Consider the following 15,764-nt stretch of genomic DNA (forward strand, 5'->3'; position numbering starts at 1 on the left):
AGCAGATAACGGGCCCGCCCCGCCTCGATACGGAACAAACCCTTGTGCGCACTGGCCTGGCGGGGCTCCAAACAAAACGGGCCGCATCGTCTCCGATGCGGCCCGCTGGGCGTGCGCAATGTCGTCGTTACAACACGTAGCGCGAGAGGTCTTCGTTGCCGGACAGTTCGTTCAGGCGTTCATCGACATAGGCCGCATCGATCGTCACGGTCTCACCCGACGATTTGTGCGCGTGGAACGACAGGTCTTCGAGCAGGCGCTCCATCACCGTGTACAAACGGCGGGCGCCGATGTTCTCGACCTTCTCGTTCACCGAGCAGGCAATCTCGGCCAGGCGGCGGATGCCATCCTCGGCAAAGACAAGGTCAACGCCTTCCGTCTTCAGCAGTGCCTGATATTGCTTGGTGAGGCTGGCGTCGGTTTGCGTGAGGATGGCGCGGAAGTCGTCCACCGACAGCGAATCCAGCTCGACGCGGATCGGGAACCGGCCCTGCAACTCAGGAATCAGGTCGCTCGGCTTGGACAGGTGAAACGCGCCCGAAGCAATGAACAGGATGTGATCGGTCTTGATCATCCCGTACTTGGTGTTGACCGTCGTGCCTTCCACCAGCGGCAGCAGATCGCGCTGCACGCCCTGGCGCGACACCTCGCCGCCGCCGACTTCGCTGCGGCTGGCGATCTTGTCGATTTCATCCAGGAACACGATCCCGTTCTGCTCGACGTTGGCGATGGCCTTGTGCTTGAGTTCGTCCTCATTGACGAGCTTGGCCGCCTCTTCGTCGATCAGCAGCTTGAACGCCTCGGCCACCTTCATCTTGCGGCGGTGCTTCTTGCCCTGGCCCAGGCCCGCGAACATCGAACGGATCTGCTCGGTCATGTCTTCCATGCCGGGCGGCCCCATGATGTCCATGCTCGGCACGCCGGCCGACACCTCGAGTTCGATCTCCTTGTCGTCGAGCTGGCCTTCACGCAGCTTCTTGCGAAAGGTCTGACGCGCGGTGGAGTCCTTCTCTTCGGGCTGTGCGAAGCCGATGTCGCGCGGCGGCGGGATCAGCACGTCGAGCAGGCGATCTTCCGCCGCATCTTCGGCCTTGGCGCGCACCTTCTTCATCTCGGATTCGCGCGTCTGCTTGACGGCCATCTCGGCCAGGTCACGCACGATGGTGTCGACATCGCGGCCGACGTAGCCCACCTCGGTAAACTTGGTGGCCTCGATCTTGATGAACGGCGCGTCGGCCAGCTTGGCCAGGCGGCGGGCAATCTCGGTCTTGCCCACGCCGGTCGGGCCGATCATGAGAATGTTCTTGGGCGTGATCTCCTGGCGCAGCGGCTCGCCCACCTGCTGGCGGCGCCAGCGGTTGCGCAGCGCCACGGCGACGGCCTTCTTGGCGTTCTGCTGGCCGATGATGTGCTTGTCGAGTTCGGAGACGATTTCCGACGGTGTCATGGTCTCAGACATGGGGAATCCTGTCAGTGCGTGCGGCGAGTTTGCGCGGCGCGGTCAGCCCGCTTATTCCAGCGTCTCGATCACGAAATTGGTGTTGGTGTAGATGCAGAGTTCGCCGGCGATCCTGAGCGACTTCTCCACCACGTCGCGCGGCGCGAGATCCGTGTTCTCCATCAGCGCCTTGGCGGCCGATTGCGCATATGCGCCGCCCGAGCCGATTGCAGCGATGCCGCCTTCGGGGTCGAGCACATCGCCGTTGCCCGTGATGATGAGCGTGGATTCGCGGTCGGCGACGATCAGCATCGCTTCCAGGTGACGCAGGGCGCGGTCGGTGCGCCAGTCCTTGGCAAGGTCGACGGCGGAACGCAGCAGGTTGCCCTGATGCTTCTGCAACTTGGCCTCGAAGCGGTCGAGCAGAGAAAAGGCGTCGGCGGTGGCACCGGCAAAACCGACCAGCACCTTGCCGTCATAGATGGGACGGACTTTGCGGGCCGAGCCTTTCATGACGATATTGCCCAGCGTGACCTGGCCGTCGCCGCCCAGCGCAACCTGGTTGCCGCGCCGCACGCTGACGATGGTGGTGCCGTGATACTGTTCCATGCGCTTGTTCCTAGGGTCCGGCCGGCCCGACGCGAGCCGGCCAAAGAATTCCATACTTGGCGCCAGCCCCTAGGATTTCAAGCGCGACTTCGGCGGAGGCGCAGGATTTTTGTGGCCCGAAGCTCGCTTCCGACAGGTTCAGTGGGTGACGTCGAAGGCGTACGTGCGCTCATCCAGACGCGGCACGAGCCTGTAGCCCTTGCGCGCCGCCCACACATTGATGTTGAAGTACAGCGGAATCACACCGTAGTCGCGCATCCCGATCTCCGTGGCCTCCTGCAGCAGCTTTTCGCGCTTGGCATCGTCGATGGTCTGGAGGGCCTCGGCCAGCTTGGCATCCAGCGCGGGGTTGGAATAGCGCCCCCGGTTGGAGGCGCCCCAGCCGCGCGCCGGGTCGTAGGTGGCCAGCAACGCCTTCAGGCTGGAGCTGGCTTCGCCCGTGTCGGCACCCCAGCCCGCCTGCAGGAACGAAAACTCCAGCTTGTTGGCGCGCGTGAAGAACGTCGCCGAGGGCATCGCTTCGACCTTGGTCGCAATGCCCACGCGCGAGAGCATCGAGGCGATGACTTGGGCGACGCGATCGTCGTTCACGTAGCGATTATTGGTCGCGTGCAATGTGATTGCGAAGCCTTCTGGGTAGCCGGCCTGCGCGAGCAGCTTCCTGGCCGCCGCTGGGTCGGCCACCGGCGCTTTCAGGTCGGGCACATGGCCGAACAGCGCACTGTTGACGAGCTGGCCGGTCGGCTCGGCGGCGCCTTCCATGACCCGATCGACGATGGCCTGGCGCGAGATGGCCCGCGAGATCGCCTCGCGCACGCGCGGGTCCTTGAGCGGATTCTTGGCCAGCGGCTTGCCCGCCTTGTCGGTCACGAACGGCGAGACGTCGCGGTTCGAATCCAGGTGCAGATACATCATGCGAAACACCGGCATCCTGAACACCGAGACGGCCGGGTCCGACGACAGCTTCTTGATGTCGGACGTCGGCACGTTTTCGATGACCTGCACGTCGCCGGCCAGCAGCGCGGCCACGCGCGGGGCGTCCGCGGTCAGGATGCGCAGCGTCACATGTTCCCATTGCGGCTTCTTGCCCCAATAGCCATCAAACCGGGCAAGTTCGAGGCGGTCGCCCTTGGCGAAGGAGACAAACTTGAACGGCCCCGTACCGATCAGAGCGCGGCCGTTGTTGAAGTCGTCCGGGCCGGCTTTCTCAGCCGCCTTCTTCGAGACGATGTAGATGGTCGACAGGTCGTTCGGCACCAGCGGGTACGGGCCATTCGTGGTGATGCGCACGGTCAGCTTGTCGACTGCCGTCACATCCTTGAAGCCGCGCGTGTAGATCGTATACGGCGACGGGCTGTTCTTGATGGTGGCCGGGCGTGCCAGCGAGTAGACGACGTCGGCCGAGGTGAACTCGCTGCCGTCATGAAAATGCACGCCGGGGCGCAGCTTGATTTCCCACACCGTATCGCTCACGGCCTTCCACGAGGTGGCCAGCCCGGGCTTCAGGCGCATCTTCTCGTCCTTGGCGACCAGCGTCTCGAACATGTGCTCGGCGGCATTGGCGTTGGGCGTGACGTTATGGAAGTGCGGATCGAGCGAGGTGACGTCGCCCGAGAGTCCGATGACCAGCGTCGATGGACCGGCGGACGACTGGGCAAACGAGACGACCGGCGCAAGCGCCGTGGCAAGAGACAGCGCGGCGACGACACTCGCGGCGCGCAGCAGACGCAGAACCGGCATGACGATCCCCCGAAGTTCGTGACGGAAACAACACGTTCGGCGATTGTCGGGACCCGATGACACCGGTGTCAACGGCTGCTTGGCAGGGTATGCGCAGGCTCAGTGATGCTGCCCGCAATCGCAGTCGTCACCATGCTGGTGATCGTGGTCGCCGTCCCAGTCCTCGTCGTGATCGTCGACGGCCCAGGCCGGGAACGGATCCGGCAGGGCGGCCCAGGCATCCGGGCCGGCAGCCATCTCGGCAGCGCTCAGCAGGCAGGCGTCGAGCTGCGCGACCAGCGCGGCCTCGTCCAGGTCGGTGCCGATGAAGACGAGCTCCTGACGACGGTCGCCCCACGGCGCGGCCGCACCGTTGTCGTGCATCTTGTCGATGATGTCCGCGCGGGCTTCCTCCTCATCGGGCCATTCGGCTGCATCGATAGCGGCCCACCACGCGCCTGCTCCGCCATGGCGCATTACGCCGCCGGCCTGGCCCCAGCTCCCGGCAATGTCCATGCGCGAGGCCAGCCAGAAATAGCCCTTCGAGCGCAGCACGCGGCCGTGTTCGCGCAGCCAATCGGTGTGCATCAGGTCCCACAGGCGCTGCGGGTGGAACGGCACGCGGCAGCGATAGACGAAGCTGCGGATGCCGAGCGCCTCCGTTTCGGGCACGTGCTCGCCGCGCAGCTCCGCCAGCCATGCCGGCGCGGCGGCGGCGGCATCGAAATCAAACCGGTGCGTGTTGAGAATCTCGTCCAGCGGCACCTTGCCGAACGATGCCGGCACGATGTGCGCACGCGGGTTCAGCGAATGGAGGATGCCGCCCAGGCGTGCGCGCTCGGCGTCGCTCACGAGATCGATCTTGTTGAGCACGATCACGTCGCAGAACTCGACCTGTTCGATCAGCAGGTCGACGACGGTGCGGTCGTCGTCTTCGTCGCGCGCCTGGCCGCGGTCAGACAGAAAATCGGCAGCGTCGTAGTCGGCAAGGAAATGCTGGGCATCGACCACGGTGACCATGGTGTCCAGGCGCGCGAGGTCGGACAGCACATCGCCTTGCTCGTCTTCAAACGTAAACGTCTCGGCAATCGGCAGCGGCTCGGCGACGCCGGTCGACTCGATCAGCAGATAGTCGAAGCGGTCTTCGCGCGCGAGACGGGCAATCTCTTCAAGCAGGTCTTCTCGCAGCGTGCAGCAGATGCAGCCGTTGGAAAGCTCGACCATGCGCTCGTCGGTGCGCGAGAGCTGCGCGCTGGTGGCGGTGCCGTCGCCGACGAGCTGGGCGTCGATATTGACGTCCGACAGGTCATTGACGATCACGGCCACACGCTTGCCCTCGCGGTTGGCGAGCACGTGGTTGAGCAGCGTGGTCTTGCCGGCGCCCAGAAAGCCGGACAGCACGGTGACGGGAAGCGGACGGGACATGATCGTGACCTATAAAGCAAAACAGCCCGGCTCTACACCGGGCTGCCAATTCAAACAAGCACTGCGCGCGCCTCAATCGCCCTGCAACTTCTGGCGCTTTTCGCGGCGCTCCTGCGCCTCCAGCGACAGGTTGGCGGTCGGGCGGGCCAACAGACGCGGCACGCCGATCGGCTCGCCGGTTTCATCACAGTAGCCGTAGTCGCCGGCATCGATGCGGGCGATCGACTGCTCGACCTTCTTGAGCAGCTTGCGCTCGCGGTCACGCGTGCGCAGTTCCAGCGCGTGCTCTTCCTCGATGGTGGCACGGTCGGCCGGGTCCGGCACAACGACGGTCTCGCGCAGATCGCTGACGGTCTGGTCGGCATTCTTGAGAATGTCGTCGCGCATTTTTACAAGCCGGTCTTTGAAGAAGGCGAGCTGCGCCTCGTTCATGTAATCCTTCTCGCCCATCTTCAGGATTTCGGCTTCGGTGAGTAGTTTCTTGCTGCTCATGGTTGCTGCAGATGATCCTGGTAAATCGCGCGCCGTGTCGGCTGTCGCGTCGTCCTTGCGCGGGGATGCGCCGGACTCGTTCTCGCTGGCGGCGGACTTGCCGCCCCGCGCGCCTCCCATTGCCTCTCCCGCAGCGGCGCCCCCTGCCGCTTTTTTTCGGGTGGCTGGCGCAGCCTGGGCTGCTGCCGACTCCACTTCAGACCGTCCGGCACCGCCATCGGCGCCGCGCCTGTCCTTGGTCTTTGTCACCATCGCCTGCTCCTCCTGCCGGACATGCTTCGGACGACGTGCTTCAAAATCGACCTATTGTATCTGAACGATATTAACTGAACTATCGGAGAAACACGGACAGGAAATCGGCCCCGGACCGCCCGCCGGTGCCACCAGAACGAGGGGGGAGACCGTTCGGATCAGGCCAGGCAGTTCTCCAATCCTTTCAGAATCGTTTCGCGCGGCAGGTCTACGCCGATAAACACCATCCGGTTGGAAGGGGTCTCGCCGTCCCATTCCCCCCCCACGTCGCTGCCCATGAGCTGGTGCACGCCCTGAAACACAACCTTGCGGTCGACGCCTTCCATATACAGCACGCCCTTGTACCGCAGCAGCTTCTCGCCGTAGATATTCAGCACGCCCGAGAGGAATTCCTCCAGCTTGGTGTAATTGAACGGCCGTTCGCTGCGGAAGACGAACGAGGCAATGCGGTCGGTATGGTGCGCATGCCCGTGATGATGGTGATGGCCGTGGCCGTGGTGGTGCTCATGATCATGGTCGTGATCACAATCGGTCGAGCAGGCGTGGTCATGATCGTGATCGTGGTTGTGATCATGATCGTCTTCGCGCAGGAAGTCGGGATCGATCTCGAGCTTGGCGTTCAGATTGAAGCCGCGCAGGTCGAAGATCGTGTCGATCGGCGTCTCACCAAAATTGGCGGTGCGGATCGGGGCGCGCGGGTTCATGTGCAGCAGGCGGTGGCGCAGTGCCTCCACATCGTCGGCGGACACCAGATCGCTCTTGGTGATGAAGATGGCGTCGGCAAAACCCACCTGGCGCTGCGCTTCTTCCTGCTTGTCGAGCTGCATGTTGCCGTGCTTGGCGTCGACCAGCGTGATGACGGCATCCAGCAGGTAGCGGCTCGCGATCTCGTCGTCCATGAAGAACGTCTGGGCCACGGGGCCGGGGTTGGCGACACCGGTGGTCTCGATGACCACGCGGTCGAACTGGATCTGGCCGTTGTCGCGGCGCGTGAGCAGGTCGGACAACCCCTGCACCAGGTCGCCGCGGATCGTGCAGCAGATGCAGCCGTTGCTCATCTGCACGATCTGCTCGTTGCCGTCTTGCACGAGGATGTCGTTGTCGATGTTCTCTTCGCCGAACTCGTTTTCGATCACGGCGATCTTCATGCCGTGCTGTTCGGTCAGGATGCGCTTGAGCAGCGTGGTCTTACCGCTGCCGAGAAAGCCCGTCAGGATGGTGACCGGGATCATTTTGGACATGGTGCGTTTCCTGTCTTGTGATGGGCCGCTGGATGCGCGCAATCCGCGCAGGCGCCCTTGATGGTGAGTTCGGCATGGTCGGCTGCGAAGCCGGCGGGCAAGGCGGCCTTCGGCATGGCCGGCGGCTCGGCGCCTTCCAGACAGAAGTCGCGCCCGCATTGCGTGCAGTGGAAGTGGCTATGCGAGCGGTGCGCTGCTTCGCGCGCGGCGTCATGCTCTGCCAGGCTGAAGCGAAAAACCCGATCGGCCCCAGCCGTCTTGTGGACGATGCCGCCGGCCACGAGCCAGTCGAGCACGCGGTAGACCGTCACGCGGTCAATGCCGGAATCGTCCGGCAGCGCGTCGCACACGGCCTGGTGCGAAAGCGGATCGGCGCCCTGCATCAGCACGGCCAGCACGCGCACGCGGGGCTCGGTCACACGGCTGCCCAGGCCGCGCAGGCGCGCGCGGGCAGCCTCTTCAGGCGAATGGGATTGCGAAGTGGCGAGATCGTCGCGCGGGGCCGGGGTGTTCATGCGCGGAATTGTCCCACGGGGCGCGGGTTGCTGCAATTGAGTTGCAATTGGGCGGCCTTGCGCCGCCCAGGGTTTCTTTTCGCGCTTCGCTACCGCTTACGCCGCAAACATCAGACACACGGGCGTCGGCACCTTCGCCACGACCGTGGGCTGGTCCAGCTTGCCGGTTTGTCCGTCGATGCGCAGCCGCAGGATCGTATCGCCCTTCTGGTTGAGCACGTAGACATACCTGCCGTCGGGCGCCATCGTCATCGCGCGCGGGAAGTGCACACCTTCGCTCCAGTACTGAAGCGGCGCGAGCTTGCCCGAGGCGTCAATGCTGAACGCGGCCACGCTGTCGGCCAGCGGGTGGTCGGACTTCAGCTTCCGGTTGCTGGCGTAGAGGAAGCGCCCTGACGGATGCATCAGCAGCTCGGCGCCGCTCTTCTGGCCGGTGTAGTCGGCGGGGGTGGTGGAGATGCGCTGGCGCTCTTCCAGCACGTGGCCGGTGGCGGGGTCGTAACCGTGGCAGGCGACCGAGCCTTCGAGTTCATTGATGACGTAGAGCAGCTTGCCTTGCGGATGCAGCGCCAGATGGCGCGGACCGCTGCCGGGCTTGAGCTGCGCGCGATCCCGCGGGGCAAGCTTGCCGCCCTCAATGGCGAACACGTTGATGCGATCGGTACCCAGGTCGGTGCCGATCACGTGGCCGCCGGTGGTGTCGAACAGCATCATGTGCGCGTGCGGCGCTTCCTGTTCGGGGCGGGGGCCGGAACCGGTGTCCTTGAAGATGCCGGACACAGTGCCGAGCTTGCCGTCCTCGCCAATCGGCAGGAGGTTGTACGCGCCACCGCTGTAGATCGACACGCACAGGTGCTTGCCGTCCGGCGACACGACCACATGCGCGGGGTTCGTGCCCGACAGCGACAGCGGCTGGCGGTTCAGCAGCGTCAGCTTGCCGTCGTGCGGATCAATCGCATAGGCCTCGGCGCTACCGTTCGGGCGGCCCTCGTAGACCTCCAGTTCGTTGATGGCGTACAGGAACCGCTGATTCGGGTGCACGGCCAGAAACGACGGATTGGCACTCTCGACCACCTGCACCTGCGTCCACGCATCGCCGCGCGGCGCCAGCACGTAGATGCCGCGTGCGGCCGGGCCACCGGCAGTGCCGCCGGGCGCATTGAACGTGTAGGTACCGACATAGGCAAAGCGGGGAGGGCGTGCATTGCCTGCGGGCTGCGCGCCCGCCGCGGCGGATTGCTCGCCCGCCTGGGCCATGACGGTTTTGGGAAGAGCGCCCAGCAAAGGCAGGCTACCGGTCCACTGCATGAAAGTTCGACGAAGACGATTGGTCATGGGATGGCTCCATCAAACACGCACGGACATGGCGTGGTGGAAGATGTTGTTCGGATCATACCGGTGCTTCACATCCTGCAGAAACGCGTACAGGTCGCCGCTGCCGTAATAGAGTTGCGGCCAGAACGGGTAGGCGAGCATGTCGACGTCGGGGTAGTTGATGTAGCAGCCCTCGTACCGGTCGCCGGGGTATGGCGTGCCGCTGTGCGGTGCGGGCACATCGGGCGCACCATAGACATCGCGGTAAAAATCGCTGATCCAGCGCAGGTGGCCGGCATCGTCGGCAGCGGCGCCCCAATACGTCTGGTACTGCAGCTTCATGATCGACGCCCGCTGCGGCACGGCGGTGTCGCCAATGCGCTCGGTCTTGTTGACGGCGCCGCCGTACGAATCGACTTGCAGCAGCGACTGGCTCAGGTCGACACCCGGCATCGTCCGCGTGAGGTGGGCGTAGATGCGCTGCGCCTCACGCGCCGTGAAGCCGCGTTTCATATAGGCCGACTTGTATTTGCCGCGTTGATTGGCCCCCGAGCCGTTCAGATACTGCGTGGCCGTCAGCCAGTCGTACTGCACGATGGTGTGCGGCTTGGAGCAGAGCAGTTGCCCCACGCCTTGCCTGTGCGCGGGGCCATAGCCGGGCGGGCGCCCTTTGACCGGCGTCGGCGCGCAGGCCTGGAAGCGGTTCAGAAAATCATTGAGGACATAGAGATCGCGGCACGTGCCGTCTGGGTTGCAGAACTGCGTGAGCAGCACGATCTGCCCCGACGATTTGTGCGTGAGCTTGAGCAGGGAGAACATGCCCCACGTGTCCGGGTCCTTGCCGCGCGTCTCCCAGTATTCGCCGTAGATGCGCAGCAATTCGGCAAAGCGCTGCGGCGTCATGGTCGCCCAGTCGAAGGCCACGGTGGCGAGTGCCACTTCCTGCGGCGCCTCGGGCAGCTTGGCGAACGTGTAGCCGGTGATGACGCCGAAGTTGCCGCCGCCCGCGCCGCGGCATGCACGGAACAGATCCGGATCGTGCGCTGCATCCACCATGCGCGCAGCCGCCTTGCCGGTTTTATCCACGGTGACGATGTCCACGGCCGAAAGCCAATCCACCGTCAGCCCCTGCAGCCGCGAGAGCAGCCCATACCCGCCGCCGCAGATATGTCCGCCCGCGCCCACCGAATAGCACGAGCCGCCGGGCAGCGTCACGTTGTGGCGCTTGTACAGCTCAAGGTAGCCGTTCCAGTTTTGCGTGCCGGCCGGAATGCGCACCGAGCCGTCGGCGCGCACCTCGGGCGTGGCGAGCAGGCTCAGGTCGACAATCGTGCCGTCGGGGTTGTTGGAGACGAAATCCTCGTAGCAATGCCCGCCGCTGCGCACGGTCGGGCGCTGGCCTGCGTTGATGATGCGCTGCACGGCGGGCGCCACATCGTCGGGCTTTTCTATGAGCGCGATGCGGCTGGCGGCCTGCGCATCCGTCGCCGGCCAGCGCAGGTTGAAGCCATGTTTGAGCGTGTTGTAGCGAGGGTCTTGGCGCGTCACATCCAGTGTCATCGACGACTCCGGTGAGGGCGTTTGCGCAAGCGTCGCGCAAACGAAGTGGGATTCGGACGCGTGGCGTCCGGCGGTTCCAACTTAGTCGTTCGCGGGCCCGGCTTCCATCAGACAATGCCGAGCCGGCAGGCTCATCGCGCTTGGTGGGCAAACCAACCCACCACCCGCGTGGCCGTCGCCACCCACAGCGGCCGCACCAGCCAGCATGCGGCGACCCACGCCAGCGTCACCACGATCAGGTCGCAGCGGCCGCTCTTCCACCAGTTCAGGGAATGGCGCCCCCAGATCCAGGGCACGCCCAACGGATTGGGCCAATCCGCCAGCAGATGCATCAGCCCGCCACAGGCGAAGCCGAACAGCAGCGGCGCCCACAGGTGCGCATGGCCCAACGCGTGATACGACAGCACAAGCACCGCGATCCAGCCAATGCCCCAATGGGTGGCGGTGCGGTGCGTGATCCAGAGGCGGCGCGCACGGGTCCACCAGGCCACCTCCATCCAGTCAGGCGCGGTGCTGCCCGCAACCGCCGCGCAAAACGCCAGGAGGCTGCCAAGATGTTCGAGAGATGTATGGGAAGCCTGTGCGACGGCGGCGGCGGCAATCAGACCGGCCGCCCAGCCCGTCGCGTGATGGGCTGCATTGGATGCCATCGACGTGATGCGGAAAACGAAGGACCGCATCTTCGCAATGCAGGCTTGCCGGGACAAGCCAAAAATTGCGACAAATTGCTAGCCGACTTGCAGCAGTAGGCCCTTGAGGTATTCGCCTTCCGGAAAGCTCGTCAGCAGCGGGTGGTCCAAGCCGCCGGCCAGCCTGCGTTGGATGCGCGCCGTCACCTTGGCATCGGCCGCCGCACCCGCGACGATTTTCTGAAACAGGTCGGCGTCGATCGCGCCCGAGCACGAATACGTGAACAGCAGGCCGCCCGGGCGCAGCAACTGCATGCCGACCAGGTTGATCTCCTTGTATGCCCGCGCCGCGCGATCGACCTGCTGCGCCGACGCCGCAAACTTGGGCGGATCCAGCACGATCAGGTCAAACTGGCGGCCTTCCGCGCGGAAATTGCGCAGCGACTTGAAGACGTCCGCATCCAACCACTCGGCGCGCGCCGGATCGAAGCCGTTGAGCGTGACGTTGCGCTCGGCCACCGCCAGCGCCTCGCCCGACGAGTCGATCGACACCACCGAACGCGCCCCGCCCTTGAGCGCCGCCAGCGAAAACCCGCCGGTATAGCAGAAGCAGTTCAGCACATCGCGATCGCGCGCCAAGGCGCCGACCAGCGCGCGGTTGTCGCGCTGATCGATGTAGAAGCCCGTCTTGTGGCCTTCACGCACATCCACGTAATAACGCACGCCGTGCTCGGTAGCAGACAGGTCTGCAGCAGGCTCGGCGCCGGCCAGCACACCGGTCATCTGCTCCAGGCCTTCGCGCTCGCGCACGCTCACGTCCGACCGTTCGTAGACGTTCGGGCAACCCGTCTCTTTGATGAGCGCGGCGACGATCGCCTGCTTCCAGTGCTCCACGCCCGCGGCGCTGAACTGGCAGACGAGCTGGCCCGCGTCCCCGGTGCCGTACTGATCGACGATCAGGCCGGGCAGGCCGTCGGCTTCGCCCATGACGAGGCGCACGGCGTCGGTGTCGTGCACCCACGCGCGGCGGTACGCCACGGCGGCGGCAATGCGGCGTTTGAAGAACGCGTGGTCGACGGGCTCGGCTTCATCAAAGCTCCACGCGCGCGCGCGAATCTGCGAGACGGGGCTGAACGCGGCGCGCGCCAGAAACTGGCCATTGTGTGCGCGCACGATGACGGTCGCACCGGAGGCCGGCTTGCCCTCCACGCGATCGATGGCGTTGGCGAAAATCCACGGGTGCCGGCGCAGCAGCGAGCGCTCCTTGCCGGGCTTCAGAATCAGGGTTTGCATACGACTGGGGATGGGGCGCCCGAAGGCTCGGGCAATGCGCTACTTCTTTTTTGCGCGGGGATGCGCCTGATCGTAGATCTTGGCCAGGTGCTGAAAATCGAGCGAAGTATAAACCTGCGTGCTCGCAATGCTGGCGTGGCCGAGCAGTTCCTGCACCGCGCGCAAATCGCCCGACGACTGCAGCATGTGCGTGGCAAACGAATGCCGCAGCACGTGCGGATGCACATCCGCCGGCACACCCGCCGCGATGGCGTTGCGCTTCATGCGCAATTGGATCTGCCGCTGCGCCAGCCGCTTGCCGCGTGGGGAGAGAAACAGCGCGTGCGCGTCTTCGGGTGCCGCGTCCGGCTTGGCCAGTTGCTCGCGCACCGCCAGCCATGCGGCCAGCGCCTCGGCCGCCTTGGTGCCGACCGGCACCGTGCGCCGCTTGCTGCCCTTGCCGAGCACCTGCACCTCGCGCGCCTCCAGATCGAGCCAGCTCAAAGATTCATACGCGCCGGCCTTCACGTGGCGCATATCCAGGCTGACGAGTTCGGAGAGCCGCAGTCCGCACGAATAGAACAGCTCGTTGACGGCACGGTCGCGGACGGTCTCGGCATCGTCGCCGGGCAGTTGCTCCATCAGCGCGACAGCTTGCTCGACGGACAACGCTTTCGGCAACCGCTTCGGGCTCTTCGGCGCGCGCACACCGTCGACGGGATTGGCGGTGACGGCGGCATCGCGCAGCGCCATCCATTTGAACCAGCCGCGCCACGCCGACAGCGCCCGCGCAATGCTGCGGCCGGACAAACCGTCGCCATGCAGCTGCGCCATCATGCGGCGGATATGGTGCGACTGCAGTTGCGTGAGATCGACGTTGGCAGCGTGCTGCGCGCCCAGGCGCTGCAGCACGGCCAGCTCGCGGGTGTAGCTCTCGAGGGTGTGCGGCGAGAGCTGCCGCTCGAACTTCAGTGCGTCAAGGTACGCCGCAATCTGCGGATGTGGCGGCTGTGCGCCATGGTCATCGGCGGATGCAGAGTGCGGCATACGGTGGGCTGCGCTCAGTCGCGCAGGCGATTGAGCGCGGCAGCGGCCAGTTCGCCGATCTGCGCGAGGTAGGTCGTGCCCATGCCGTCATGGAAGCGGCGGGCGTCCGGCGAGCCGAGCACCAGCAGGCCGAATGCCGGCGCAGCGCTGGCATCGGCATCGCCCCGCACCGGCACGCGCAGCGTCACAATCGCGAGCGATTCGATGGGCTCGCCGCTGTCCGACGTATCCAACCAGCCGGCGGCTTCAAAACCCGCATTGGCGCCGCAATACGGCGCACGCAGGCCCGCAGCAAACAGGCGCACTTCCTCGCTCACACCCTGCGCAACTTCCAGGTGCGCGAATTCTTCGCCGACCTGCCACACGCGCAGCGCCACAGCCGGCACGTCGAAGATTTCCCGCAGGCCATCCTGCACGGCATACGGCAGCGCATGCGTGTCGGCCTCGCCCAGCAGGCGCGTCGTCCACGCGTGCACGCGCTGCTGCGTGCGGTCGTTCTCGTTGCCGTGGCGCATCAGGTCCGACAGCTTGAGCTCGAGGTGCTTGTTCTTGTCGCGCAGGATTTCCATCTGGCGCTCCTGCAGTGACACGGCGCGGTGGCTGTGCGGGCTGGTGAGCTGGATGGCGGCCAGCAGCTCGGCGTGCTCTTCAAAGAAGGCCGGATGCGCCTGCAGGTAGTTGGCGACGTCTTGTGCGTTCATCGTGGAGGTGCTCATCAGGCTGCGCCCAGTTTCTTCTTCAGCAGATCATTGACTTGCGCGGGGTTGGCCTTGCCGCGCGTGGCCTTCATGGCCTGGCCGACCAGCGCGTTGAATGCCTTCTCCTTGCCGGCGCGGAATTCCTCGACCGACTTGGCGTTGGCCGCCAGCACGTCGTCGATGATCTTCTCCAGCTCGCCCGAATCGGACATCTGCTTCAGGCCCTTCTCGGCGATGAGCGCGTCGGCATCGCCACCGTGTTCGCCGGCCCACATGGCGGGGAAGACGTCCTTCTTCGCGGTGTTGTTGCTGATCGTGCCGTCGGCAATGCGGGCGAGCAGCTTGGCCAGTTGCGCAGGCTTGACCGGTGCGGCGTCGATGTCCAGGTCGGCGCGATTCAGGTTCGAGGCAACCTCGCCCATGATCCAGTTGGCCGCGGCCTTGGCGTTCGCGGCGCCCGCATCCGCCACGACGGCTTCGAAATACGCAGCCGTCGCCTTGGTGGCGGTGAGGATGCTGGCGTCGTACTTCGGCAGGCCATAGGCCGACTCGAAGCGTGCGGCCATGGCGGCCGGCAGCTCGGGCAACGTGGCGCGCACACGCTCGATCCAGTCGTCGCCGATGACGAGCGGCAGCAGGTCGGGATCGGGGAAGTAGCGGTAATCCTGCGCGTCTTCCTTGCTGCGCATCGAGCGCGTTTCCTTGCGGTCCGGATCGTACAGGCGGGTTTCCTGCACCACGGTGCCGCCGTCCTCGATCAGCTCGATCTGGCGGCGCACTTCGTAGTTGATCGCCTCTTCCAGGAAGCGGAACGAGTTGAGGTTCTTGATTTCGCAGCGCGTGCCGAACGGCGCATCCGGCCCCGGGCGCACCGACACGTTCGCGTCGCAGCGGAAGCTGCCTTCCTGCATGTTGCCGTCGCAGATGCCCAGCCACATTACCAGTGCGTGCAGCGCCTTGGCGTAAGCAACGGCCTCGGCCGCGCTGCGCATGTCGGGCTCGGTCACGATTTCCAGCAGCGGCGTGCCGGCGCGGTTCAGGTCGATGCCGGTCATGCCGGCAAAGTCTTCGTGCAGCGATTTGCCCGCATCTTCTTCCAGGTGCGCTCGCGTAAGCTGCACGGTCTTCTCATAGCCGGGCTGGCCGTTCTTGCCTTCCACCTGGATGGTCAGCGTGCCGCCCTGCACCACCGGAATCTCGTATTGGCTGATCTGGTAGCCCTTGGGCAGATCGGGGTAGAAGTAATTCTTGCGCGCGAAGATGCTCTTGGGCGCGATCTTGGCCCCAATGGCCAGGCCGAACACGATGGCACGCTCGACGGCGCCCTTGTTCAGCACCGGGAGCACGCCCGGCAGCGCCAGGTCAACCGGCGCCGCTTGCGTGTTGGGCGCCGCGCCAAAGGCGGTGGACGCGCCGGAGAAAATCTTCGAGACCGTCGAGAGCTGCGTGTGCGTCTCGAGGCCGATCACCACTTCCCATTGCATGTTGCGTGTGTCCTGTCGATTGTTGTGGTGTGAATGTCTAGGTACTCAGGTATTCAGGTGTTCTTGCGT

Annotated in this window: 14 protein-coding genes; all 14 read right to left on the reverse strand. The window is 65.2% G+C overall.

Annotated elements, in window-relative coordinates; genetic code table 11:
• Positions 1-127: 127 nt before the first annotated feature.
• On the reverse strand, positions 128-1,459 hold the full coding sequence (gene hslU / locus R2N03_RS12430; protein WP_316657958.1) for an ATP-dependent protease ATPase subunit HslU: 1,332 nt from the start codon (positions 1,457-1,459) through the stop codon (positions 128-130).
• Between the two features lie 51 nt (positions 1,460-1,510).
• Positions 1,511-2,047: an ATP-dependent protease subunit HslV gene (gene hslV, locus R2N03_RS12435; protein WP_316657959.1), complete on the reverse strand. Its 537-nt coding sequence runs from the start codon at positions 2,045-2,047 to the stop codon at positions 1,511-1,513.
• 138 nt (positions 2,048-2,185) lie between these two features.
• Complete coding sequence (locus tag R2N03_RS12440; RefSeq protein ID WP_316657960.1) at positions 2,186-3,787, reverse strand: ABC transporter substrate-binding protein; 1,602 nt, start codon at positions 3,785-3,787, stop codon at positions 2,186-2,188.
• Between the two features lie 99 nt (positions 3,788-3,886).
• The gene (gene zigA / locus R2N03_RS12445; RefSeq protein ID WP_316657961.1) at positions 3,887-5,191 is read right to left on the reverse strand and encodes a zinc metallochaperone GTPase ZigA; all 1,305 of its coding nucleotides are present in this window, start codon (positions 5,189-5,191) and stop codon (positions 3,887-3,889) included.
• Positions 5,192-5,263: 72 nt separating this feature from the next.
• Positions 5,264-5,683, reverse strand: coding sequence for an RNA polymerase-binding protein DksA (gene dksA / locus R2N03_RS12450; protein WP_316657962.1), 420 nt, complete (start codon positions 5,681-5,683; stop codon positions 5,264-5,266).
• A gap of 410 nt (positions 5,684-6,093) precedes the next feature.
• On the reverse strand, positions 6,094-7,176 hold the full coding sequence (locus R2N03_RS12455) for a CobW family GTP-binding protein (protein WP_316657963.1): 1,083 nt from the start codon (positions 7,174-7,176) through the stop codon (positions 6,094-6,096).
• On the reverse strand, positions 7,164-7,691 hold the full coding sequence (locus R2N03_RS12460; protein WP_260803728.1) for a Fur family transcriptional regulator: 528 nt from the start codon (positions 7,689-7,691) through the stop codon (positions 7,164-7,166). The genes R2N03_RS12455 and R2N03_RS12460 overlap by 13 nt, the downstream gene beginning before the upstream one ends.
• Positions 7,692-7,787: 96 nt before the next feature.
• The gene (locus R2N03_RS12465) at positions 7,788-9,026 is read right to left on the reverse strand and encodes a lactonase family protein (RefSeq protein ID WP_316657964.1); all 1,239 of its coding nucleotides are present in this window, start codon (positions 9,024-9,026) and stop codon (positions 7,788-7,790) included.
• A 12-nt stretch (positions 9,027-9,038) separates the two neighbouring features.
• Positions 9,039-10,565 (reverse strand): FAD-binding oxidoreductase, encoded by a 1,527-nt coding sequence (locus R2N03_RS12470; protein ID WP_316657965.1) that lies wholly within the window; start codon positions 10,563-10,565, stop codon positions 9,039-9,041.
• 131 nt (positions 10,566-10,696) lie between these two features.
• Positions 10,697-11,215 carry a metal-dependent hydrolase gene (locus R2N03_RS12475; RefSeq protein WP_316658190.1) on the reverse strand — a complete coding sequence of 173 codons (519 nt, stop codon included), beginning with the start codon at positions 11,213-11,215 and terminating at the stop codon, positions 10,697-10,699.
• A 78-nt stretch (positions 11,216-11,293) separates the two neighbouring features.
• A complete protein-coding gene (locus R2N03_RS12480; RefSeq protein ID WP_316657966.1) occupies positions 11,294-12,487 on the reverse strand; it encodes a class I SAM-dependent rRNA methyltransferase in 1,194 nt (397 codons plus the stop codon).
• A gap of 39 nt (positions 12,488-12,526) precedes the next feature.
• A complete protein-coding gene (gene xerC / locus R2N03_RS12485; protein WP_232041571.1) occupies positions 12,527-13,513 on the reverse strand; it encodes a tyrosine recombinase XerC in 987 nt (328 codons plus the stop codon).
• 14 nt (positions 13,514-13,527) lie between these two features.
• Positions 13,528-14,214 carry a DUF484 family protein gene (locus tag R2N03_RS12490; RefSeq protein ID WP_260803820.1) on the reverse strand — a complete coding sequence of 229 codons (687 nt, stop codon included), beginning with the start codon at positions 14,212-14,214 and terminating at the stop codon, positions 13,528-13,530.
• A 14-nt stretch (positions 14,215-14,228) separates the two neighbouring features.
• On the reverse strand, positions 14,229-15,695 hold the full coding sequence (gene gatB, locus R2N03_RS12495) for an Asp-tRNA(Asn)/Glu-tRNA(Gln) amidotransferase subunit GatB (protein ID WP_316657967.1): 1,467 nt from the start codon (positions 15,693-15,695) through the stop codon (positions 14,229-14,231).
• Between the last annotated feature and the right edge of the window lie 69 nt (positions 15,696-15,764).

This window comes from Ralstonia condita, assembly GCF_958405655.1.
GTDB lineage: Bacteria > Pseudomonadota > Gammaproteobacteria > Burkholderiales > Burkholderiaceae > Ralstonia > Ralstonia condita.

Excerpts from the sequence above, each read along its gene's own strand:
- hslU (WP_316657958.1), bottom strand. The coding sequence starts at position 1,459 with ATGTCTGAGACCATGACACCGTCGGAAATCGTCTCCGAACTCGACAAG.
- hslV (WP_316657959.1), bottom strand. The coding sequence starts at position 2,047 with ATGGAACAGTATCACGGCACCACCATCGTCAGCGTGCGGCGCGGCAAC.
- R2N03_RS12440 (WP_316657960.1), bottom strand. The coding sequence starts at position 3,787 with ATGCCGGTTCTGCGTCTGCTGCGCGCCGCGAGTGTCGTCGCCGCGCTG.
- zigA (WP_316657961.1), bottom strand. The coding sequence starts at position 5,191 with ATGTCCCGTCCGCTTCCCGTCACCGTGCTGTCCGGCTTTCTGGGCGCC.
- dksA (WP_316657962.1), bottom strand. The coding sequence starts at position 5,683 with ATGAGCAGCAAGAAACTACTCACCGAAGCCGAAATCCTGAAGATGGGC.
- R2N03_RS12455 (WP_316657963.1), bottom strand. The coding sequence starts at position 7,176 with ATGTCCAAAATGATCCCGGTCACCATCCTGACGGGCTTTCTCGGCAGC.
- R2N03_RS12460 (WP_260803728.1), bottom strand. The coding sequence starts at position 7,691 with ATGAACACCCCGGCCCCGCGCGACGATCTCGCCACTTCGCAATCCCAT.
- R2N03_RS12465 (WP_316657964.1), bottom strand. The coding sequence starts at position 9,026 with ATGACCAATCGTCTTCGTCGAACTTTCATGCAGTGGACCGGTAGCCTG.
- R2N03_RS12470 (WP_316657965.1), bottom strand. The coding sequence starts at position 10,565 with ATGACACTGGATGTGACGCGCCAAGACCCTCGCTACAACACGCTCAAA.
- R2N03_RS12475 (WP_316658190.1), bottom strand. The coding sequence starts at position 11,215 with ATGGCATCCAATGCAGCCCATCACGCGACGGGCTGGGCGGCCGGTCTG.
- R2N03_RS12480 (WP_316657966.1), bottom strand. The coding sequence starts at position 12,487 with ATGCAAACCCTGATTCTGAAGCCCGGCAAGGAGCGCTCGCTGCTGCGC.
- xerC (WP_232041571.1), bottom strand. The coding sequence starts at position 13,513 with ATGCCGCACTCTGCATCCGCCGATGACCATGGCGCACAGCCGCCACAT.
- R2N03_RS12490 (WP_260803820.1), bottom strand. The coding sequence starts at position 14,214 with ATGAACGCACAAGACGTCGCCAACTACCTGCAGGCGCATCCGGCCTTC.
- gatB (WP_316657967.1), bottom strand. The coding sequence starts at position 15,695 with ATGCAATGGGAAGTGGTGATCGGCCTCGAGACGCACACGCAGCTCTCG.